Origin of the sequence: Glutamicibacter mishrai (assembly GCF_012221945.1) — a bacterium.
GTDB classification, from domain to species: domain Bacteria; phylum Actinomycetota; class Actinomycetes; order Actinomycetales; family Micrococcaceae; genus Glutamicibacter; species Glutamicibacter mishrai.
Genome location: NZ_CP032549.1, coordinates 3,509,701 through 3,532,203, shown reverse-complemented (window position 1 = coordinate 3,532,203; position 22,503 = coordinate 3,509,701). Strand labels below are relative to the sequence as shown.

Genomic DNA, 22,503 nt, shown 5'->3' with positions numbered 1-22,503 from the left:
CTCATGAACGAACGACAGAAAAGCTCGCGTGCGGGTTGGCTGCCCAAGTGGCTGGCCCCGCGCGGGCTTTCGCGTCCCCGTATCGGGGTCGTCACCGATTCTGCCTCCTGCCTGCCACAGGCCTTCCGCGACCGTGCCGGCCTGATCGAGGTGGACATCCCGATCATCGTGGACAACCATGTGCAAGGCGCAGACACCCAGGCCCTGATGATGGGCCTGGCCATGGGCAAGCCGGTGAAAACCTCCCGTCCGGCACCCGGCGAATTCGCGCGCGCCTACCGGCAGCTATTCGATGCGGGATGCGAACAGGTCATCTCCATCCACATGTCCGGGGCGCTCTCGGGCACCGCGGAATCCGCCCGGCTGGCCGCCGCCGATTTTCAGCGCAAGGTCACGGTGCTCGATTCGAATACCGTGTCCCTGCCCTTGGGCTTCACCGTCGCCGACGTGCTTGATGCCAGGGATGCCGGTGCCCCTATGCAGATGCTCGAGCAGATCGTCGGGATGGCCACCGCGAATTCGGTCTACTTCGCCGTGCCGAGCCTGGAGCAGCTGCGTCGCGGCGGCCGCATCAGCGCGCTGTCCTCGGTACTCGGCAGCCTCTTGAACGTGAAGCCGATCCTGACCATCGACCAGGGCGCGATCACCGCCCTTGAAAAGCCGCGCTCCTTCGCCCGGGCACAGGCACGGCTCGTAGCGCTGGCGCTTCGGGATGCACGCAGCGCCCAAGGCCCGGTCCGCCTGGGCGTGATGCATTTCGGCGCGGCCGAGCTCGCCACCGAAATCGCAACCGAATTAGCTCCTTTCAGCAGCCAGCCGGTGGTGATCGAGTCGCTGCCCGCAGTGCTCGCCGCCCACACCGGCATGGGAGTGCTTGCCGTCGCCGTGGCGCCCTTGGATCCACAGCCGGAAAACGGTTCTCCAAACCCTTCCGGCTCCTGATCCATACTGTGGCGCATGGGCCGCCACGATTTTTTCAGCAAGTACGCGCCACGTCCCGGCCGTCTCAGGTTTGCAGTCTCGCGCGTGGCGGTACTTGCTCTGGTCATCATCGTCCTGGGCTGGATCGCGATCTCCATCCTGATCGCCCCGCCGCCTTCCAACGAACCACTGGCAACAGTTCCGCTGGAATCAGTGCCCACAAGCAGCCAGAGCGCCAAAGGATCTGCCAGCCCCTCCGGCCCTCGGGTGACCGTGCACGTTGTCGGCGCGGTGAAAAAGCCTGGTGTATATGAGCTGCCCGAAGGCTCCCGGATCACCGATGCGGTCAAAAGCGCCGGCGGCCTGGCCGAAGATGCCCACCCTGAACTGGTGAATCTGGCGGCCAAGCTCATTGACGGGCAGCAGATCATCCTGCCTGGCGACAGCACTCAATCCCAGAATCCGAACCTGCCGGCGCCCAGCAATAACGCGAAAATCTCGATCAACACCGCGGATGCGCAAACACTGCAGGAGCTTCCCGGCATCGGTCCTGCCCTGGCCGAGCGGATTATTGATTTCCGTACCGAAAACGGCCCATTCAGCAGTGTTGAGGAACTTGACGCCGTCTCCGGGATCGGGCCGGCCATGCTTGAGAAACTCGCCGATCTGGTGGTGCCATGAACACGGATTTTCGTGGCCTGTGGCTGCTGGCCGGGGCGTGGATCGCCGCGTACTTCACCATGCCATCGTGGTTGCTCTGGGCGTTCACCGCCCTGCTGGCTCTGTTGGTGGGGCTTTTGCTGCGTGAGCGCCACGATGGCGCCCATTCCACACCGTGGTTCACTGGCCCGATCGTTTTCCTCTTGGGGCTTTTGGCTGTCACGTTTACCGGTGTTGCCGGCAGCGATTGCGGATTGCCCAGCGAGCAGGCGCAGCAACGTCGCGCAGTGCTCAGTTTTGATGAGCCGGTTCTTCCGGATCAGGAAGGGGTGCTCAAGGGCCGCGCGAAAATCGAGCGCTATTGGCATGAGGGCCGCTGGGTGCAATGCGAAGTCCCGGTGTATCTGAGCCTTGCCTATGCACTGCCGGAAGACGCCGACTCCTTTGAAAGCATCGTAGGTCTCGAATCTTCCGGCGCCGGATCCTTTGGCTGGTGGGCACAAGCGGCCAGCGAGCCGAAGGTGCTTTCCAAGGCGCAAGCAAATGCGGCGGATCATCTCAAAAGGCGTTTCACGCAGGCGCTGGATCATCTACCCGGCAATGCCCAGGCCCTGCTGCCGGGCATGCTCTATGGAGATCGTTCGGGCCAAGACCAGGCTCTTTCCGATGCAATGAAAACCAGCGGGCTAAGCCATTTGACGGCCGTCAGCGGTTCGAATATCGCACTGCTTGCAGCCATAATCCTCACCATGCTCCGGCTCTTTTCCATACCCCGTGTCCCCAGCGCACTGCTCATGATCGGTGTCGTCGGGATGTTCACCTGGTTTGTCGGCCCGGATCCCAGCGTGCTTCGGGCAAGTTTGATGGGCAGTATCGCGGTGCTTTGCCTGCTGCTCGGGCGCGGGCAGGCCTCCTTGGGGATCTTGTCTTTGAGCGCGACGATCTTGCTCTTGGTCGATCCGGGGTTGGGCGCAGAACCAGCCTTTGCCTTATCGGTGTTGGCGACCCTTGGCATCATCATGCTCTCGCCAGCATTGACCGAAATTTTTGGTCAGTTCCTGCCCTCGTGGCTTGCCGAGCTGACCTCGATCTGTTGTGCAGCGCAATTCACGTGCTTGCCGGTGATTATCGCTTTGAACAGCAATTTCAGCGTGTATTCCTTGCCCACCAATCTGCTGGTCGCGCCCTTGCTACCGCTGATTACCGCGGTCGGGATGGTGTGTCTGCTGCTCTGTACGCCCCTGCCGTCGCTGGCGCACTTGCTGTTGTGGATCCCGGGGCTCCCGGCGGAGCTCGTGGGCCAAGTGGCCAGGTTTTCCGCTTCCTTGCCTGGCGCGGCAAGGCCGTGGCCATCGGGGGCCACTGGCATTGTCTTGGCGATCATGCTGGCTACGATGCTGTGCATCCTTCTCATTGCCGGACGGGAGACCGAACATCTGCGCGTGCGGCAGGTATCGCTGGCAATGCTAGGGGCCATACCGGTATTTGTTGCCGCACTGGTCGTTCCCGCTACCTTGCTCTATCGCGAGCCGATCGACGATGGATGGGACATCGCCATGTGTGATGTCGGCCAGGGCGATGCGGTCATCCTCCATGTGGGGGAGAACCAGGGGTGGCTTATCGATGCAGGTCCCGAGGACGGCAATATCGTCCAATGCTTGCGGCGGCTGGAAATCACGGCATTGCCCATCGTGTTTGTCACCCACTCCCATGCCGACCATTTCGGGGGAATGAAAGCGGTGGAGAACTCCGGCATCAATATAGGCCAGCGCCTGGTATCAGCGGGCTTTGAACTCGATCGCTGGGCCGGCGCCCAGATCATTGAAGCTGGTGCCAGCGTGGATAGCGGCCCGGTCGGCTACCAAGTGATCGGCCCAGATACTCTGGCAGCCAAGCGGGCTGAACCTAACGACACGTCACTGGTGATCCGGTTTACGTTCCATACGCGCAATGGAGCGGTTGATTATTTCTCTGCAGGGGACATGGAAACCGAGGCAATGGGCGCGTTGCTGCGACGGTTCCCGCAAGCGCCGGCCACGATACTCAAGGCCTCGCATCACGGTGCGCGAAACGGCGGGACTCAGATCATTGATGAACTCTCGCCGGAAGTTCTCCTGGTGTCAGCAGGAAAAGACAACTCCTATGGCCATCCGCATCCGGAAACCTTGAGAGCCGCGAACCAAGTGGGTGCCACCGTCTTTCGGACCGACCAGTCAGGTACGGTGCTTCTCACATTTACTGAGCAAGGTGTCCACAGTAGCGCCTTAGGTTCACCAGTTCGGTAGGATCGATATATCGTACGAAGCACTAAGGAGCTCGATGGCACGCGCCCAAGCCAACCCCGGGATCTCATGGCGAGAACTCACGCCGCAACCGCTGATCTTGCTCACCGGTTCAGAAGATTATCTGGCATCCCGCGCTTTCGAGCTGCTTCGTTCGCAAGCCGCTGCGCGCGAGGACATCGAGGTCACACGACTGGATGCGGCGAAATATGAGCCCGGCGAGTTGCTGCTGGCCACCAGTTCTTCGTTGTTCTCCAGCGCGAATCTGGTCGAGGTGCACGAGCTGGCGCAAATGAATGAGTATTTCCTCAAGGATGCCATGAGCTACCTCAAGGATCAGGCGCCCGAAAATGTGCTGATCATGCACTACTCCGGCGGTACTCGCGGCAAGAAGCTCATCGACGCCATCAAGGCTGCCGGCGCGTTGATCGTGAATTGCCAGCCGGTGAAGAAAGATGCTGAAAAGATTGATTTCGTCCAGGCCGAGTTCAAGGCCGCGAAACGCCGCATCACCAATGATGCGGTCAAAGCCCTGGTCGCTGCTGTGGGCAATTCCCTGGCAGAGCTGGGCTCCAGTTGCTCCCAGCTCATTCAAGACACCACTGGAACGATCGACCAAGAGATCGTGGATCGGTACTACGGTGGTCGTGTCGAAGCTACGGCTTTTAAGGTCGCCGATGCTGCCATTTCAGGTAATGCGCAGGCCGCGCTGCGTACCTTGCGTCATGCCCTGGGTACCGGAACTGATCCGATTCCGATCGTTGCGACCTTGGCGATGAAAGTTCGCCAGCTGGCTAAAGTGCTCGGTGTTAATGAACCTGCCGCGTCGCTGGCGTCGGAGCTGGGCATGGCCCCTTGGCAGGTGCAACAAGCGCAACAGCAAGCTCGTGGCTGGAAGCGCAGTGACCTGGCTCTGTGCATCGAGGAAATCGCGAACACTGACCGGATGGTCAAGGGCGGTAGCCGTTCTCCTGGCTACGCTCTTGAACACGCCATCATGTTCATCGCCGCCAAGGCCCCGAACCGTTAACTAGATATGGAGCCCGATGGGGCTCCAGTTACTTTTCCAGCTCCTTCGCCATCGTCGTGCCATCCCAGGCTTCGTCGAGGACGGGGGAGTTGTGGCGTTAAAAGCACAGGCCCCCGGAAACTCGGAAGTTCCCGGGGGCCTGTTGAAGTCTAAGCTTGGCTTAGAGGGCGCTAACCTTCTTGGCAATTGCCGACTTGCGGTTTGCAGCGTTGTTCTTGTGCAGAACACCCTTGCTTACAGCCTTGTCGAGCTTCTTGCCAGCCAGGCGCAATGCCTCGGTTGCCTTATCCTTGTCACCTGCGGCTACTGCCTCGTTGACGTTGCGGATTACGGTCTTAACCTCGGAACGGACAGCTACGTTACGCAGACGTGCCTTTTCGTTGGTCAGGATACGCTTCTTCTGGGACTTGATGTTAGCCACTTTAATAAACTCTCTCGTTTATCGTTTTATACGGTCGGTAGAGGGTTCATCCTTCAGGCCATCGACTGAGCGGTGTGGGGCACCTATGGCGACCCGAAGGGGGCGTGTTGCCCAACCTGCGCAACACACAAGGATTAACTTTATCAGACGCGGGGCCCAACAACGAGTACTTATGCTCGTTCGTTTAGGGCGTTCACCACATTCGAGAATCGCTCCCGATCCAAGATGGCGCCTTCGCGGCGTACGGATTGGTCGTTCAAGCGGATAATGCGATCCAGCTTGACCTCACTCGGGCGGCGCTCACGGTCCCAACCGCCAGTGCCGATATCCATGTAGTCCGGATTCTGCTGGTTGGAGTTGTTCTTGTCCTTGCTGGTGAGCATCAGACCTAGAAGCCACCCCTCTGCACGCCCCACGATCAGCACCGGACGGTCCTTGCCCTGCGAGTAGTCCTCTTCGTAGGGCACCCAGCCCCATACGATTTCGCCAGGATCCGCGTTGCCGTCCATCGAAGGCTGGTATTCAAAGTTAATGGGTCCGTGATAATCACCGGGGTAGCCACCGGAATGTGTTGATCCGGAGTTATCCGCACGCTGCTGCGAGCCGCCTTGCGGGCTCCGGCGGCCGGAACTCCTCGTGCTGTTGTTCCCTGATGTGCGTGAGCGCGTCGAATTGATCTGCTTGATCAGGCGCATCACGAGACTGAATATCTTCTCTGGATTCACTGCCATGAACGACAAACTACCAGCTGTCGCCGGTCGAAATACGTGATGACTCGGAAATCATGACAGAATGGAACCTAATCCAACTACGTCTTTTAGTCAGCTAGTGAGGTCTGTTTAGGTGTCTCCATTGGCCCGCACCGCTCAGGTGCCTGCCGCGACCGATCCGTCGCTTATCCGCAACTTCTGCATCATTGCCCATATCGACCACGGTAAGTCGACCCTGGCCGACCGCATGTTGCAGCTAACCGGCGTTGTCTCGGCCCGCGACATGAAGGCCCAATATCTGGACCGCATGGATATTGAGCGCGAGCGCGGTATCACCATCAAGTCCCAGGCAGTGCGCATGCCTTGGGAATCCGAGGACGGAACCGCTTACGCGCTGAATATGATCGACACCCCGGGACACGTTGACTTCACTTACGAAGTTTCGCGTTCGCTGGCGGCATGCGAAGGCGCGATCCTTCTGGTTGACGCGGCCCAGGGCATTGAAGCGCAGACCCTGGCGAACCTCTACTTGGCCATCGAAGGCGATCTGACGATCATTCCTGTGCTGAACAAGATTGACTTGCCCAATGCGCAGCCTGAAAAGTATGCCGCCGAGCTGGCGAACCTCATCGGGTGCGAGCCCGAAGAAGTGCTGAAGGTTTCCGGCAAAACCGGCGAAGGCGTAGAAGCCCTGCTCGATGAGGTCATCAAGCAGCTGCCGCCTCCTGTGGGCGATGCCAAGGCACCAGCCCGCGCCATGATCTTCGACTCGGTATACGACACCTACCGTGGCGTGGTGACCTACGTTCGCGTCGTCGACGGCAACCTGTCTCCTCGCGAGAAGATCCAGATGATGTCCACCGGCACCACCCACGAGCTATTGGAGATCGGTGTTTCCTCGCCGAACCCAGAGCCGACCAAGGGCTTGGGCGTCGGCGAGGTAGGCTACCTGATCACTGGCGTGAAGGATGTTCGCCAGTCCAAGGTCGGCGATACCGTGACCAACTACCTGAAGCCTGCCGGCGAATCGCTGGGCGGCTACGAAGAAGCCAAGCCAATGGTGTTCTCCGGCCTGTACCCGATGGATGGCACCGATTACCCGGTGCTGCGTGACGCACTGGATAAACTGCAGCTCAACGACGCCGCGCTGACTTACGAGCCGGAGACTTCCGTAGCCCTGGGCTTCGGTTTCCGTGTGGGCTTCCTGGGCCTTTTGCACTTGGAAATCACTCGCCAGCGACTGGAGACGGAGTTCAATCTGGACCTGATCTCCACCGCGCCGAACGTGGTCTACGAAGTCATGGGCGAAGACAAGCAGATGATCACCGTGACCAACCCTTCGGAGTTCCCGGACGGCAAGATCCTCGAAGTGCACGAGCCGATGGTCGCTGCGACCATTCTGGCCCCGAGCGAATTCATTGGCGCGGTGATGGAACTGTGCCAGTCGCGTCGTGGAACCATGCGCGGCATGGATTACCTGTCAGAAGATCGCGTCGAAATGCGCTATCACCTTCCGCTGGCGGAAATCGTGTTCGACTTCTTCGACCAGCTCAAGTCCAAGACCCGCGGGTACGCATCGCTGGACTGGAAGGCTGATGGCGAGCAGGTCGCCGATCTGGTGAAGGTCGACATCTTGCTGCAGGGTGATCAGGTGGACGCGTTCAGCGCCATTACCCACCGCGACAAGGCCTACTCCTACGGCACCATGATGACCTCGAAGCTGCGCGAGCTGATCCCTCGCCAGCAGTTCGAAGTTCCCATCCAGGCCGCGATCGGTTCGCGGATCATTGCCCGCGAAAACATCCGCGCCATCCGCAAGGACGTTTTGGCCAAGTGCTACGGCGGCGATATCAGCCGCAAGCGCAAGCTGCTGGAAAAGCAGAAGGAAGGCAAGAAGCGCATGAAGATGGTTGGCCGTGTGGAAGTTCCACAGGAAGCCTTCATCGCGGCTCTGTCCACCGACGAACCGAAAAGGAAGTAGATGCCTTCAGTTCTGCCTGACGGCGATCCGGCTCCAGCCGATGGTCTGCTCCCAGCTTCATGTGCGCATGAAGCTGAGGGGCGGACCATGTCCTTTTATGTGCATATTCCGTTCTGCACCGTTCGCTGCGGCTATTGCGATTTCAACACGTACACCGCCACCGAGCTCGGCTCGGGCTCAAGCCAGGCGACCTACGCTGCCACGGTCGGCAAGGAGATCAGTTTCGCGCGCGAGGTGATGGACCGTTCCGGCCAGCCGCACCGCGAGATCGAAACGGTATTCTTCGGAGGCGGTACGCCTACCTTGTTGCCGGCCAGCGATTTGGTGTCGGTTCTTGACCAGATCCGCAAGGACTTCGGGCTGAAACCGGGCGCTGAAATCACCACCGAAGCCAATCCTGATTCGGTTACCCGTGAAAGCCTGCAGGAATTGGCCAATGGCGGATTTACCCGCGTGTCTTTTGGCATGCAGTCAGCTGTGCCGCATGTGCTCAAGGTGCTCGAACGCACCCACGATCCCAAGCGCGTTCCGCAGGCTGTTGCCTGGGCTCGCGAAGCCGGGCTGGATGTCAGCGTTGACCTGATCTATGGCACGCCGGGGGAGTCGCTGGAGGATTGGCGCACGAGTATCGAAGCGGCGCTGAGCTACAAGCCTGATCATATTTCTGCCTACGCATTGATCATCGAAGAGGGAACGAAGCTTGCCGCGCAGATTCGTCGCGGGGAAGTCCCGAATATCGACGATGACGATCACGCCGAGAAGTACCAGTTGGCTGATGACATGTTCGCCGCCGCCGGTTTCTCGTGGTACGAAGTGAGCAATTGGGCCAAGACCCCTGCGAATGCCTGCCAGCACAATATCGCGTATTGGAAGGGCGGCGACTGGTGGGGCGCCGGCCCTGGAGCGCACTCGCATGTTGGCGGCCTGCGATGGTGGAATGTCAAGCATCCTGCCGCCTACCAGCAGCGCATCGATGCCGGGATCTCTCCGGGGCACGGTCGCGAATACCCTGATGCGCAGGCTGCCCAGTTGGAGCGGACCATGCTGCTGACCCGGCTGAGTTCAGGCATGCAGATCAGCGAGCTCGATGACACGGGCCGCAGGAAGGTTGCCGGGCTGATCGCCGATGAGCTCATCGATGCCCAGGCGGCTTTTGCTGGAACTATCGTGTTAACGCAACGAGGCCGGCTCTTAGCCGACCTCGTGGTGCGAGAATTACTCGATTTCTGATCCTGTTCAGTAGAACTACTTCATCAGGCGAAGATTGAACTTGTAGCGGTGAGGGCGTCCCTTGTTGGCCTGGATGGCCGCAAGGGCGCCTGAGACCGTCATGTAAACCCATAGCGCCACTGCGAGCACGGAGAAAAGCCATCCGATGCCCGGCAGGATCGTGCATACATTCAGTACGATCGCGAGGATGGTCAACGGGAGAGTGAAGTTGAATGCTTCCTTGGACTCCTGGGCTGTAAAGGCTCCACGGTCGCGGAAGACAGCAAAAATAATAGCGGATGGAATGCAACCGAGGATGGCGCCGAAGTGTGCCATCGTTGACCATTGCCGGTCCTCAGTAGGAGTCAGCGGCAACGCAGCAGTTCGCGACCCTTCGAAGCGCGAGTTCTCCGATGACTGCGTCTGGCGTGAAGTCACTATTTTTCCTTGTCTTGCTGTGTCTGGTGTTAACTCCATCATAGCCGGGACGGTTCACCCGGCGGTGAGATTACAGGGTTAAAGTCCAACTATTAGTCAATTGTTAGGAAACCGTAATCTTCGGTTGTCAGAAAATCGATCAATTCTTCTATTCTTCCCAACAGTTGTGGCTCCAGCTGCCCGTAGTGCGAGACAGTGGACAGGATCCGTTGCCAGCCGATGCCGATGTCCTCGGCAGTTTCATGCGGCCAGCCAAAGGCTTTCAGCACCCCGGTTTTCCAGTCGGTTCCCTTCGGGATCACCGGCCATGCTTTGATCCCGAGGGTCGAAGGCTTGATGGCCTGCCACACGTCGATATACGGGTGGCCGAGGATGAGCACATTCTGCGCGGCCCCGGGGACTTTCATGGCTTCGGCGACGATGCGAGCTTCCTTGGTACCGGAGACAAGGTGGTCGACGAGGATTCCGAGCCTGCGGTCCGCAGAAGGCGCGAAGTCGCGGATGGCGCCGGCGAGATCATCCACGCCATGCAGGGGCTCGACCACGATGCCTTCGACGCGCAGGTCGTGGCCCCAGACTTTCTCCACGAGTTCGGCGTCGTGTTTGCCTTCCACCCAGATGCGGCTGGCACGAGCTTCGCGAGCTTTGAGTCCGGACACCGCTCGGGATCCCGAAGCGGAGACCATGGTCTTCGGCTGCGCGGCCTTGGCCACCGGGTCAACCATTTCCACCGGCTCGCCTTCAAGGTAGAACCCGAATCCGGCCTGGAATGAACGGGTCTTGCCGTGCCGGTCCTCAAGGACGATAATGCGCATGCCACCAGACTTTTCAGTACGTATGACCTCGCCGACCCAGCCTGAGGTGGCGTCCTCCAGGACCATGCCACGCTCGATAGGTACCTGTCGGAGTTTTTTCGCTGCTGGAGCACTGAGATCCTGCGGTCCCCAGGAGTAATTAGTCACGTACTGCCTTTCGCTGTGATCGAATACGCTCGAAAACCAATGCTAGCAACCGATGAACGTATTAGACTTGGCACTTGACAGGTTAGAGTGCCAAACCCTTCTGAAAGGGATTCCAAGGAGGTGGCGTTGTGAGTGAGCTTCGGCGTTTGGATGTTTTGCGCGCCATCGTGGAAGACTACGTCCAGTCCCGTGAACCGGTTGGCTCCAAGGCGCTGCTTGATCGGCACAACCTTGGCGTCAGCGCGGCCACGATCAGGAATGACATGGCCCTGCTTGAGGAAGAGGGCCTCATCGCGGCTCCCCACACTTCTTCGGGACGGATCCCGACCGAGAAGGGCTACCGGCGCTTTGTCGATGAGATCGGCGAGCTCAAGCCGCTGTCGCGGGCTGAACGCGACGCCATCAACAAGATCCTGGACAGCTCCACGGACCTTGATGAGATGCTCACGAGCACCGTGCGCCTGCTGGCTCGACTGACCAACCAAGTGGCGATGATCCAGGTGCCGCACTATGACACCGCTTCGCTGAAGAACCTTGAGCTGGTCAGCCTGGGCAGCACCCAGGTACTGATGGTGATGATCGCCTCCAACGGCACTGTCGACCAGCGCATGATGGCTGTTCCGCGGCTGTATACGGATACTGAACTGGCTGATTTGAAGCTGTGGCTGCTCAATAGTTTTGAAGGCGTGCAGCTGGCCGATCTGGGCGGCAAGCTGTCGCGATCCGGTTTGAGCCCGCAGCAGCAAGCCGAGCCGTTGGTCGATGCTGTGTTGCATGCGCTGGAGGAAATGGCTCAAGCTGCGAATACGCAGCGCATCATCATGGCTGGAACAGCCAATCTGGCTCGCGTGGAAGGCGACTTCCCCTTGAGCATTACCCCGGTTCTCGAAGCCCTCGAAGAGCAGGTAGTGCTGCTTAAGCTCTTCTCCGAGCTTGAGGCCGATTCGCGCGGCGTGGCCGTGGCGATCGGCACTGAACACCACTACGGGCAGCTATCGGAGGCAGCCGTGGTAGCAACCACGTACGGCTCGGATGTGCGCAACAAGCTCGGGGTGCTCGGTCCGACCCGCATGAACTACCCGACCTCGATGGCCTCTGTGCGGGCAGTTGCCCGCTACCTGTCAAAGATTTTGGCGAACTAACTACGCTGGCGATACGCTTAGCATTTTTTGAATTTTGCATTTTTAGGAAAGGACACGGCGAATAACGTGAGCTCGCATTACGAGACCTTGGGCATTGCCAAGGACGCGACCCCTCAGGAAATCAAGAGTGCCTACCGAAAGCTGGCACGCAAGCTGCACCCGGATGTGAATCCAAGCGAGGACGCCGCAGAGCAGTTTAAGCTTGTGACCCGCGCTTACGAGGTTCTTTCCGACCAGACCAAGCGCTCGAACTATGATGCCACCGGCGACGAAAACGGCAACGGCCACCCAGGATTCGGAGCTGGCGGCGGACAGGGCTTCGGCGGGTTCGGCGACATCTTCGAACAGTTCTTCGGCGGGGGACAGGCCCAAGGTCCGGCATCGCGCACCCAGCCAGGCCGCGATGCGCTGATCACCATCACCATCGACCTGGAAGACGCCGTCAAGGGCACCGTGTACCCGCTGGAGATGGAAACCGCAGTCACCTGCAAGACCTGCAATGGTTCCTGCACGCGCGAGGGCACCAGCCCGGTAACCTGCGACATCTGCCACGGTGCCGGCCAGGTGCAGCGCCCAGTGCGCTCCTTCCTCGGCCAGATGATGACCGTGGAAACTTGTGCTGCCTGCCGCGGTTTCGGCACCACCATTCCGGACCCTTGTCTGGAGTGCAACGGCGAAGGCCGCGTACGCGAGCACGTTTCCAAGTCGCTGAACGTGCCTGCAGGTGTTGATTCCGGCACCCGCATCCAGCTGCGCGGACAGGGTGAAGCCGGTCCTGGTGGCGGCCCCAATGGCAACCTCTTCGTCGAGGTGGACGTGCGCCGCCACAAGGTCTTCGAACGCGCTCAGACCGATCTGCACGCTAAGATGAGCCTGCCGATGACCGCAGCGGCCCTGGGCTGCGAGCTCACGCTCGAGACTTTCGACGGCGAGCAGCCGATCAATGTCGATGCAGGCGCCCAGGACGGCGACACCGTGACCCTGCCAGGTCTTGGCGTGCCTCGCCTTCGTGGCGGCAAGCGTGGCGATATCATCGTGCACCTTCAGGTGGAGACCCCGACCAAGCTTGATGCCGCCCAGCGCGACCTGCTCGAGCAGCTGGCAAAGCTTCGTGGCGAGGAATTGACCGCTGGCCGAGTCGAGCACTCCGGCGGCATGTTCTCCCGGCTGCGCGACAAGCTGAACCAGCGCTAAGCATGAGCAACCACAGCTTCGTCATCGACCCCGAACTGGCGCAGAACTCGCTTCCGGGGGATACCTTTGAGCTCTCGGGCCCCGAGGCCCACCATGCGGTGACCGTCAAGCGGGTCACCGCCGGTGAGCACCTGGACTTGCTTGACGGCCAAGGACTGCGGCTGACGGTTGAGGTTCTGGGCACGGGCAAGGACCTGCTCAGCGCGAGGGTGATCCAGAGGACCCAAGAGGTCGGCAGCGATCACCCTGTGACCTTGGTGCAGGCTCTGTCCAAGGGCGATCGGGATCTGCAGGCTGTCGAGTCCGCAGTCGAGCTCGGTGTGCTCGCCGTCCGGCCCTGGCAGGCTGACCGTTCCATCGTGCGCTGGAACTCGGCTAAGACTGAAAAGGCCCTGGCCAAGTGGCGAGCCCAAGTCCGCTCTGCGCAAAAGCAATCCCGTCGGGCTTTCGAGCCCGAGGTCCTGGCTCCAACGAATTCCAAGGAGCTGGCCAAGGCCATTGCCGCTGATGTCCAAGCCGGCGCACTGGTCCTGGTCCTGCACGAGCAGGCCACCGAAGCTGTCGCCGCGCACGTATCATCGTGGCGTGCTTCAGCGCAATCAGGTCAAAAGGTCGTAATGATCGTGGGGCCGGAAGGCGGAATCTCGGATTCGGAGCTGCAGGCCTTCGTAGAAGCCGGCGCTCAGGCCGCACTGCTCGGACAGCACGTGCTCAGGGCCTCTACTGCCGGGCCGGCAGCCCTGGTATTGATCCGCCACCTGCTCGGCGAACTGTGATTTAACCAGCAATTCGCGGGTACCCGTTTAAGGGTGCCCGCGAATTCTTGTATGCAGATTAGATCGGCAATGTCCTAGTTGTGGTTACTTCACCGTGAAATCTGAAGTGACTTCTCCGACTTTCGCCTCGGATTCGGATTCCATGCCCCAGAACGTGAGCTTGTATGAGCCAGGGGTTAGGCGCTCGGTGATGCTGAAAGCGCCGCTCTTTTCGATTTTCCCGGTGATGACCTGCTTCTGGGCAGTGATCACTGTGAGCTTGCCGTCGGCGTCCTTTTTCTGCAGGGAATAGAACGTCCCGATATCAAAGTTCGTGGTCCGTCCGTTGATCCGGACTTTGCCTTCCTTCAGCACCGTTCCGTACTGCGGATCAATAATCCAGATCGGTGCCATGAACTTGGCGTTGCGTTCGTAGACGTCCTTGATCCGATAGCCGCCGAAGACATCTGCATTGGGCTGGCCGTCGACCAGGATCTTCACGGTCGGGGAGGATTCTCCCGCAAGTAGCCCGGAACTCGCGGCCGCAGCGCTGGCGGTGAACACCAGCTGCTGGATAGATCGTTCCGAAAGGCCCTCATCGAGGTGGGCGCTGAACACCTTGGCCGGAAGGTCCAGGGTGATGACGTTGGTGTTGCTGATCGATACACCGATTTCGTCAGCCGGCTTGAGCAGGGTGTAGCGATTCGGTCCAGCGGGATCAGCGGAGAGCAGGGTCCAAATGGCGTCGCCAATGGGTTCGCTGTGGCGGGTGTCGTCCAGATACTCGCGGTACAGGAAGACTCCCGTATCAGTATTTTCGAGCCAGTAGATCGGAAGCTTGGTGGCGACGCCGATCTGTTCGCCAGCGTCCGTAGCGCTAGGCAGGTTCAATGATTCAGCGTTGGCGCTCGTGGGCATCTCAAAGGAGCTCTCGCGATTCGCCAGGCCACAGCCTGCAGCGACGACGAGAGCAGCAGTAATTCCTACAATGCCTATTCGGCGCGGAATTTTCTGCATGAACCTTGACTGCACTACTTACCAATCCGTGAATCTTTTTGGGGATAGGGCTCGCAAATCATTTTTGAGCCGCTGTCATAGCTTGCCATATGAGTTGCCGCATTCTGCCCAAAAATGGCCACACGTACTAATCCGTAACCAAATCTATATGTTCGCGACCTGCTGAGAATAGATTCATTTAGGACTACTTTCAGGTTCTGAACTTACGCTGAGGCCTGAATTTCCACCCGAAAACTCGTTGACTGGATAGAATGGAACCAAGGACAAAGTAACACCACCATCAAGCTCACAAAAGGGGCACCAAGCACTGCATGCAGGTTGAACAGAATAAGACGCAAGCAGACTTAGATTCTGCATCGCTCACCATTAGTTTTGATACAGCTGAACTCATGATTGCTACCCTGGGCCCGAATGATGAGCTTTTGCGCATCCTCTCTGGCGCCTATCCGCAAGTTAATTTCCGTCCTAATGGCCAAGCCCTGGTACTCGCGGGAAATCCCCAGCAGGTTCGCAAAGCGCAACGAGTCACCGAAGAGGCGCGATCCCTGGCATTGCGTGGGTCGCGGATGAGCGCTGAGACAATCGAGCAGATCATCAAGATGCTCAGCGCCGGAAATCCGGATGCCCCCACCGATGTGCTGGGCCTGAAGATCCTCTCGGGCCGCGGCCGGTCCATCCGGCCGAAAACGGTCAACCAAAAAAGCTATGTGGATGCCATCGAAGAGTCGACCATTACCTTCGGCATCGGGCCTGCAGGTACCGGCAAGACGTTCTTGGCAATGGCCATGGCCGTTGCCGCCTTGCAGGACAAACAGGTCAACCGGATCATCCTGACCCGGCCTGCTGTCGAAGCGGGGGAGAAGCTCGGATTCCTTCCCGGCTCCTTGACCGAGAAGATCGATCCTTACCTGCGTCCGCTGTACGACGCGCTGCACGACATGGTGAACCCAGAAACCATTCCGCAGCTGCTGGAAGCCGGAACCATCGAAGTGGCGCCACTGGCTTACATGCGCGGTCGCACGCTTAATGACGCCTTCGTCATTCTCGATGAAGCGCAGAACACCACCAGCGAGCAGATGAAGATGTTCCTGACCCGTCTCGGCTTCGGCTCGAAGATGGTTGTCACCGGCGACATCACCCAGGTCGATCTGCCTGGCAACGCCACCTCAGGGCTGCGCATGGCCAGCGAGGTGCTTGAGGGCATCGACGACATCTCGGTGTGCCGACTGGATTCAACCGACGTTGTCCGCCATCGACTGATCGCCGACATCGTCTCTGCTTACGACCGTTGGGACGATACCCGACGCAAAGAACACAACCGGGGACGGCGCAGCAAATGAGCATTGAAGTAAATAACGAAACCGAATACGAGGTTGACCTCCAAGACGTCTCGGCGCTGGCGGACTCGGTCCTCAGGGCCATGTTCTTGCATCCCGGGACCGAAGTGTCCGTCGTCTTCATCGATGAAGATGCCATGAGCGCACTGCACGTGGAGTGGATGGATCTCGAAGGCCCCACCGACGTGATGAGCTTCCCGATGGATGAGCTGCGCCCAGGCACCGCCGGCGCTCCGGGTGAAGGCGGCATCCTCGGCGATATCGTGATCTGCCCAACCGTTGCCGAAGCCCAGGCCAAGGCCGGTGGACACAGCACGCACGACGAAATCCTGTTGCTGACCACCCACGGACTGCTGCACCTGATGGGTTTTGATCACATGGAACCCGACGAAAAAGAAGAGATGTTCACTTTGCAACGTCGTTTGCTCGAGTCCTACACCGGACGTCCCGCGCCGAAGGAAACGGTGGAATAGCCCCGTGGAAATACTTTTGCTGATTCTCGCCCTCGTCTTCATGGCATTTTCCGCCGTGCTGACAGCCGCAGATTCAGCCTTCTACGCACTATCCCGTCACGCCGCAGAACGCCTGCGGGCCGAATCCAACGGCAAATCGCTCTCGGCGATTCTTGACGACACCGAAACCCACGCGCAGGCCATCAAGTTCTGGCGAATTTGGTTCGAAACCGCCTCGGCTGTAGCCATCGCATTGCTTGTAGCCCAGTGGATCGACAATGTATGGCTGATCGGGCTGATCTCGACCATCGCCATGGCCGGCCTCGGCTTCGTGCTGGTCAGCGTTTCGCCGCGACGCTACGGCCGGTCCAATGCCGAGAGAGTTGTGCAGAATACCGCTCCGATGGTCCGCTTGCTGCGCGTGGTGCTCGGCCCGGTCACCAACTGGCTCGCTTCGATCGCCAAGGCCTTGAGCCCCGGCGGAGTCGACGAAGCAGGGTATCTGGGCAAGGAACGCCTGCGGGACCTGGTGGACCGCGCTTCAGAAGGTCAGGACCTTGATGAGGAATCCGCAGAACTGATTTCCTCGGTGATCGACCTCGAGGAAACCAGCGTCCGTTCTGTGATGGTGCCCCGCACCGACATGGTGGTGCTCACTGCTGACCAGAGCATGCACAGCGCCATGGACCTGTTTATCGCTTCCGGATACTCGCGCATCCCGCTGATCGGCGAGGACACCGACGATATCCAGGGGATCATCTACCTCAAGGACCTCATCCGCGAGATCCACGGTCTCCAGCAGGCGGAAACCCTCTCGGACCTGGCGCGCAAGGTGCGCTTCGTGCCTGAATCCAAGTCCGCGGCCGAACTGTTGCAAGAACTTCAGCAGGAATCGATCCACCTGGCCGTGGTGATCGACGAGTACGGCGGAACCGCGGGCCTTGTCACCCTCGAGGACCTGCTCGAAGAAATCGTCGGCGAGATCGACGACGAGTATGATCGATCAAGGACCGAACTGATCGAGAACCCTGATGGTTCGCTGTTTGCGATCGCTACCGCAGCCATCGACGACATCGCCGATCATTTCGACATGCACATTGAAGAGGAAGACGTCGACACCGTTGGCGGACTGCTCTCCAAGGCGCTGGAGTCAGTGCCGGTGCTCGGGTCCACCGCCGATGTCAACGGCCTGAGGCTGACCGTGGTCGCCCTGGCCGGACGACGAAATCGAATCGGCAAAATCCATGTAGAGCGTCTGGAGACGGACGCATCCGACCATATTGAGAACGACGAGGATTCCTCTCATGAGCGAAAACCATAACCTGCTGGCCGCCAGTGGCTGGCCAGAAGACTTCCGATCCGGATTCACCTCCTTTGTCGGGCGCCCCAATGCCGGCAAGTCAACGCTGACCAACGCTCTGGTAGGCCAGAAGGTGGCTATCACCTCGGCCAAGCCGCAGACCACCCGCCACACCATTCGGGGCATCGTTCACCGCGAAGACGCGCAGCTGATTCTGGTGGACACCCCGGGCCTGCACCGCCCGCGCACTTTGCTGGGCCAGCGCCTGAATGATCTGGTGGCAGAAACCCTGTCCGAGGTCGACGCTATCGGCTTCTGCATCCCGGCCAATGAAAAGATCGGCCCGGGCGACCGGTTCATTGCCACCCAGCTTGCCCAATTGCAGCGCAAGCCGATCGTCGCATTGGTCACCAAGGCCGATCTGGTGGACCGCGAACAATTGGCCCAACAGCTGATTGCCGTCGCCGAAATGGGCACGCAGAACTTCGGCGAGAATGGTTTCGCCGCCATCGTCCCTGTTTCCGCAGTCAAGGAATTCCAGGTCCAGGAAGTCGCCAACGTCCTCGTGGAGCAGCTGCCCAAGGGCCCGCCGCTGTACCCGGATGGCGAACTGACCGATGAGCCGGAGGCCAAGATGGTCGCCGAGCTGATTCGCGAAGCCGCGCTGGAAGGCGTCCGGGACGAGCTCCCGCACTCGCTGGCCGTTGTGGTGGAGGAAATGGTCCCACGCGAAGGCCGCAGCGAGAACAACCCGCTGATCGACATCCACGTTTCGCTCTTTGTCGAGCGCTCCAGCCAGAAGGCCATCGTGATTGGCCGTGGCGGCTCGCGCCTGCGCGAAGTCGGTTCGAACGCCCGCAAGGGCATTGAAAAGCTGTTGGGCACCAAGGTGTACCTCGACTTGCACGTCAAGGTCGCCAAAGACTGGCAGCGCGACCCCAAGCAGCTAGGCCGGTTGGGCTTCTAGCCCGTTTCCAGCCATTCCCCGTGCGCGAATTTTCCGGACTTGCGCACGGGGAATCCTGCTTTTAATGCGGTGTCCACTATGTGACATGGAGCCGACATAAGTTTGAACATCGCCGATTCCTCGGTGTTATGCTCAAGTCGTGCATTTCGAGCTTCTACTACTACTTAGCCGCTGCGAGGATCCAAAGGACCGTTAGTGGTCTACAGGCCGACCCCTCGTCGCGGAGTAGCTCTTGTCTGGCCCCACAAACTAAGCACTATTTTTGTCTAGGGGACACACCGAAATGCAGAACATGCAAAAATCTTCGAACATGCCGATCCACAAGTATGTTCCATTCCAGGATCAGATCGAAGTCAACCTGCCCGATCGCACCTGGCCTGACAAGTACATCACCAAGGCTCCCCGCTGGTGCGCCGTCGACCTGCGCGACGGCAACCAGGCGCTGATCGACCCGATGAGCCCTGAGCGCAAGCACAAGATGTTCGACCTGCTGGTCCAGATGGGCTACAAGGAAATCGAAGTCGGCTTCCCATCGGCTTCCCAGACCGACTTCGACTTCGTTCGCCAGCTCATCGAACAGAACCGCATCCCTGAAGATGTCACCATCCAGGTGCTGACCCAGTCCCGCGAGCACCTGATCGAGCGCACCTACCAGGCGCTGGAAGGCGCCAAGCAGGCTATCGTCCACCTGTACAACTCGACCTCGATCCTGCAGCGCGAAGTGGTCTTCCGCCAGGACGAAGACGGCATCGTGGACATCGCGGTCCAGGGCGCCCGGTTGTGCAAGAAGTACGAAGAGCAGATGACCGGCACCAAGATCACCTACGAGTACTCGCCCGAGTCCTACACCGGCACCGAGCTGGCCTTCGCCAAGCGCATCTCCGAAGCCGTGGCCGAAGTCCTGGAAGCCACGCCGGAGAACAAGATGATCTTGAACCTGCCAGCAACCGTGGAAATGGCCACCCCTAACGTCTATGCGGACTCCATCGAATGGATGCACCGCAACCTGGCCAACCGCGACTCGATCATCCTCTCGCTGCACCCGCACAACGACCGCGGCACCGGCGTCGCCGCCGCAGAGCTGGGCTACCTGGCCGGTGCCGACCGCATCGAAGGCTGCCTGTTCGGAAACGGCGAGCGTACCGGCAACGTGGACCTGGTTACCCTGGGCATGAACCTGTTCGGCCAGGGCGTGGATCCACAGATCGACTTCTCCGATATGGACCACATCCGCCGTACCGTCGAATACTGCAACCAGCTGCCGGTTCCGGAGCGCAGCCCGTACGGCGGCGACCTGGTCTTCACCGCCTTCTCCGGGTCGCATCAGGATGCGATCAAGAAGGGCCTGGAGTCGATGGATGCCAAGGCCAGTGCCGAGGGCAAGGACATCAACGATCTGGTCTGGGCTGTCCCATACCTGCCTATTGATCCAAAGGATATCGGCCGTTCCTACGAGGCTGTGATCCGCGTGAACTCGCAGTCCGGCAAGGGCGGCGTCGCCTACCTGCTGAAGAACGACTACAACTTGGACCTGCCACGCCGCGCGCAGATCGAGTTCTCCGGCGTGATCCAGCGCAAGACCGATACCGAAGGCGGCGAGATCTCCTCGGAGCGCATCTGGAATGTCTTCCAGGATGAGTACCTGCCTGCTCCCAAGGATTCCGGCTTGGAGCCATGGGGCTACTACGAGATCGCGTCTGCGACGGCCACTTCCGCTGAAGACGGCAGCTTCCAACTGGACACCAAGCTGATCATCGACGGCGTAGCCCACGAACGCAGCGCCCAGGGCAACGGCCCGCTCTCGGCTCTGGTGAAGATGCTCAACGATGACGGCGTCGACCTGCGCGTGCTGGATTACACCGAGCACGCGATGAGCGAAGGCGGCAACGCGAGTGCAGCGGCCTTCGTGGAATGCGCCGTGGGCGACCGAATCCTCTGGGGCATCGGCATGGATACCAATACCAACATTGCCGCTCTGAAGGCTGTTGTTTCGGCCGTGAACCGTGCCATCCGTGACGCTGCCTGAATAATCCAATAAGCAGCGGAGCCGTGCGCGCTGTGGGGCAGGCCTGACCTGCCCCACAGCGCGTACTGCTTTCTTAAAACACCACGACACCCGCCGTCGCGCGGATTGCGCACTTTGAACGCAATAGTGGGAGAATATTCTCCGTGTCCAGATCGGGTTTTGCCTCCAAGAGCTACCACACGCGTGGCCTGGTTTTGCGCACCCATAAACTGGGCGAAGCCGATCGCATCATCACCCTGCTGACCCCCAAGGGCATTGTTCGTGCCGTGGCCAAGGGAGTCCGCCGCACTTCCTCACGCTTGGGCGCAACCCTTGAACCGTTCATGGAAGTTGAAGCCCTGCTGGTGATGGGACGGAACTTGGATATCGTGTCCCAGGCGCAACTTCGAAATTCCTACGGCCATCTTTTGGTGGCCGATTATCCGAGCTACACGGTGGCCAATGCCATGGCAGAGATTGCTGAAAAACTTCTCGAAGCCGAAGGCGACTCTACCCAGCAGCAATACCGGCTATTCCACGGGGCCATCGCCCTACTCTCCAAGCAACGCGTGGATTCCGGTGCCGTCTTGGATTCCTATATCTTGCGGGCCCTGTCAGTAGCAGGTTGGGCCCCTTCGTTCACCGATTGCGTCAACTGCGGCAAGCCTGGGCCGCATCAAGCTGTGCACATCCAGCTCGGCGGTGTCGTGTGCCCGGATTGCCGGCCATCTGGTTCTCTGTCGCCGCACCCGATCACGATTGAATACCTGCAAGCGCTGCTTGAAGGCAATTGGGCCGTTGCGGCAGAGGCGGGACCTCGGGCTCGGAAGCAGGCTGCGGACATCGTGGCAAACTACTTGCAGTGGCACCTTGAGCGTGCAGTGAATTCCCTACGTCTCGTGGAGAGAAATTGAAGAAACTTCCGAAGATCACCGGCCGCCGCGGCCCCGTTGCGCCATTCGCTCATCCATCGAATCCCCAAATGCCCTCCATCCCACGTGAACTCATTCCTGAACACGTGGCGATTGTGATGGATGGCAACGGACGCTGGGCCAACCAGCGCGGCTTGCCTCGCACCGAAGGCCACCGCGCCGGTGAGGCGGCCCTGCTCGACGTCATGGCAGGAGCCGTCGAGATGGGCATCAAATATGTGTCGGTTTATGCCTTCTCCACTGAGAATTGGAAGCGAAGCCCAGATGAGGTTCGCTTCCTCATGGGCTTTTCCCGTGATGTTCTGCGTCGCCAGCGCGATACCTTGAACTCATGGGGCGTGCGCATTCGCTGGTCCGGTCGCGAACCCAAACTATGGAAGTCCGTGATCAACGAATTGCGCGCTGCCGAGGACCTTACCGAAGCCAACCAGGGCTGCCAGCTGACAATGTGCGTCAACTACGGCGGGCGTGCTGAAATCGGCGATGCAGTTAGTGCCATCGCCAAGGACGTCGCCGCAGGCAAGCTGCGCGCCAACGCGGTGGGGGAGAAAACCATTGCGAAGTATCTGCATGCTCCCGAGTTGCCAGACGTTGATCTATTCCTGCGCACCAGTGGTGAACAACGCACCAGCAATTTCTTGCTATGGCAGTCGGCCTACGCTGAGATGGTCTTCCTCGACCAGCTCTGGCCCGACGTAGACCGGCGGACTTTATTCACTGCCGTGGAGGAGTACGCCAAACGCGACCGCCGTTATGGTGGAGCAGTGGACAAGCCGCAGGCCTAGGCC

General features: G+C 59.8%; 21 protein-coding genes. 16 read left to right on the top strand and 5 right to left on the bottom strand.

What is annotated here, in order from left to right; all coding sequences use genetic code 11:
• Positions 1–3: 3 nt before the first annotated feature.
• From D3791_RS16480 to holA, 4 genes are all read left to right on the top strand, one after another.
• On the top strand, positions 4–942 hold the full coding sequence (locus tag D3791_RS16480) for a DegV family protein (RefSeq protein ID WP_172512846.1): 939 nt from the start codon (positions 4–6) through the stop codon (positions 940–942).
• An 84-nt stretch (positions 943–1,026) separates the two neighbouring features.
• On the top strand, positions 1,027–1,602 hold the full coding sequence (locus D3791_RS16475; RefSeq protein ID WP_172512845.1) for a helix-hairpin-helix domain-containing protein: 576 nt from the start codon (positions 1,027–1,029) through the stop codon (positions 1,600–1,602).
• Complete coding sequence (locus D3791_RS16470) at positions 1,599–3,866, top strand: ComEC/Rec2 family competence protein (protein WP_172512844.1); 2,268 nt, start codon at positions 1,599–1,601, stop codon at positions 3,864–3,866. The genes D3791_RS16475 and D3791_RS16470 overlap by 4 nt, the downstream gene beginning before the upstream one ends.
• Positions 3,867–3,900: 34 nt before the next feature.
• A complete protein-coding gene (gene holA / locus D3791_RS16465; RefSeq protein WP_172512843.1) occupies positions 3,901–4,893 on the top strand; it encodes a DNA polymerase III subunit delta in 993 nt (330 codons plus the stop codon).
• 160 nt (positions 4,894–5,053) lie between these two features.
• Here holA and rpsT read toward each other — a convergent pair whose 3' ends face one another.
• The gene (gene rpsT, locus D3791_RS16460) at positions 5,054–5,314 is read right to left on the bottom strand and encodes a 30S ribosomal protein S20 (RefSeq protein ID WP_022875164.1); all 261 of its coding nucleotides are present in this window, start codon (positions 5,312–5,314) and stop codon (positions 5,054–5,056) included.
• A gap of 170 nt (positions 5,315–5,484) precedes the next feature.
• Positions 5,485–6,045 (bottom strand): type II toxin-antitoxin system PemK/MazF family toxin, encoded by a 561-nt coding sequence (locus D3791_RS16455; protein ID WP_172512842.1) that lies wholly within the window; start codon positions 6,043–6,045, stop codon positions 5,485–5,487.
• Positions 6,046–6,157: 112 nt separating this feature from the next.
• Here D3791_RS16455 and lepA point away from each other — a divergent pair, with 112 nt between their 5' ends.
• Positions 6,158–8,005 (top strand): translation elongation factor 4, encoded by a 1,848-nt coding sequence (gene lepA, locus D3791_RS16450; RefSeq protein ID WP_172512841.1) that lies wholly within the window; start codon positions 6,158–6,160, stop codon positions 8,003–8,005.
• Positions 8,006–9,235, top strand: coding sequence for a radical SAM family heme chaperone HemW (gene hemW / locus D3791_RS16445; RefSeq protein ID WP_172512840.1), 1,230 nt, complete (start codon positions 8,006–8,008; stop codon positions 9,233–9,235).
• Positions 9,236–9,250: 15 nt separating this feature from the next.
• On the opposite strand, the gene D3791_RS16440 is transcribed toward hemW, so the two are convergent.
• Entirely contained in the window at positions 9,251–9,652 is a 402-nt protein-coding gene (locus D3791_RS16440; protein WP_022875160.1) for a DUF4870 domain-containing protein, read from the bottom strand.
• 92 nt (positions 9,653–9,744) lie between these two features.
• Complete coding sequence (locus tag D3791_RS16435; RefSeq protein WP_022875159.1) at positions 9,745–10,614, bottom strand: DUF3097 domain-containing protein; 870 nt, start codon at positions 10,612–10,614, stop codon at positions 9,745–9,747.
• 128 nt (positions 10,615–10,742) lie between these two features.
• Between D3791_RS16435 and hrcA the strand changes: the two genes are divergently transcribed.
• The 3 genes from hrcA to D3791_RS16420 all read left to right on the top strand — a co-directional run bounded on the left by hrcA (position 10,743) and on the right by D3791_RS16420 (position 13,726).
• Complete coding sequence (gene hrcA, locus D3791_RS16430; RefSeq protein ID WP_172512839.1) at positions 10,743–11,756, top strand: heat-inducible transcriptional repressor HrcA; 1,014 nt, start codon at positions 10,743–10,745, stop codon at positions 11,754–11,756.
• A 66-nt stretch (positions 11,757–11,822) separates the two neighbouring features.
• Entirely contained in the window at positions 11,823–12,950 is a 1,128-nt protein-coding gene (gene dnaJ, locus D3791_RS16425) for a molecular chaperone DnaJ (RefSeq protein ID WP_172512838.1), read from the top strand.
• Between the two features lie 2 nt (positions 12,951–12,952).
• A complete protein-coding gene (locus D3791_RS16420) occupies positions 12,953–13,726 on the top strand; it encodes a 16S rRNA (uracil(1498)-N(3))-methyltransferase (RefSeq protein WP_172512837.1) in 774 nt (257 codons plus the stop codon).
• 84 nt (positions 13,727–13,810) lie between these two features.
• Here the strand turns inward: D3791_RS16420 and D3791_RS16415 are convergent, their stop codons facing one another.
• On the bottom strand, positions 13,811–14,623 hold the full coding sequence (locus tag D3791_RS16415; protein ID WP_172512836.1) for a GerMN domain-containing protein: 813 nt from the start codon (positions 14,621–14,623) through the stop codon (positions 13,811–13,813).
• Between the two features lie 410 nt (positions 14,624–15,033).
• On the opposite strand from D3791_RS16415, the gene D3791_RS16410 reads away from it, so the two are divergent.
• The 7 genes from D3791_RS16410 to D3791_RS16380 all read left to right on the top strand — a co-directional run bounded on the left by D3791_RS16410 (position 15,034) and on the right by D3791_RS16380 (position 22,500).
• Positions 15,034–16,062, top strand: a complete 1,029-nt coding sequence (locus D3791_RS16410; RefSeq protein WP_022875154.1) for a PhoH family protein — start codon at positions 15,034–15,036, stop codon at positions 16,060–16,062.
• Positions 16,059–16,532 (top strand): rRNA maturation RNase YbeY, encoded by a 474-nt coding sequence (ybeY, locus tag D3791_RS16405; RefSeq protein WP_172512835.1) that lies wholly within the window; start codon positions 16,059–16,061, stop codon positions 16,530–16,532. Before D3791_RS16410 ends, ybeY begins: the two co-directional genes overlap by 4 nt.
• A 4-nt stretch (positions 16,533–16,536) precedes the next feature.
• Complete coding sequence (locus D3791_RS16400) at positions 16,537–17,832, top strand: hemolysin family protein (RefSeq protein WP_022875152.1); 1,296 nt, start codon at positions 16,537–16,539, stop codon at positions 17,830–17,832.
• Complete coding sequence (era, locus tag D3791_RS16395) at positions 17,816–18,778, top strand: GTPase Era (RefSeq protein ID WP_022875151.1); 963 nt, start codon at positions 17,816–17,818, stop codon at positions 18,776–18,778. The genes D3791_RS16400 and era overlap by 17 nt, the downstream gene beginning before the upstream one ends.
• 283 nt (positions 18,779–19,061) lie before the next feature.
• Positions 19,062–20,804 carry a 2-isopropylmalate synthase gene (gene leuA / locus D3791_RS16390; protein WP_172512834.1) on the top strand — a complete coding sequence of 581 codons (1,743 nt, stop codon included), beginning with the start codon at positions 19,062–19,064 and terminating at the stop codon, positions 20,802–20,804.
• Positions 20,805–20,947: 143 nt separating this feature from the next.
• Positions 20,948–21,697 carry a DNA repair protein RecO gene (gene recO / locus D3791_RS16385; protein ID WP_172512833.1) on the top strand — a complete coding sequence of 250 codons (750 nt, stop codon included), beginning with the start codon at positions 20,948–20,950 and terminating at the stop codon, positions 21,695–21,697.
• Positions 21,694–22,500, top strand: a complete 807-nt coding sequence (locus D3791_RS16380; protein ID WP_172512832.1) for an isoprenyl transferase — start codon at positions 21,694–21,696, stop codon at positions 22,498–22,500. The genes recO and D3791_RS16380 overlap by 4 nt, the downstream gene beginning before the upstream one ends.
• The last annotated feature ends 3 nt before the right edge of the window (positions 22,501–22,503 follow it).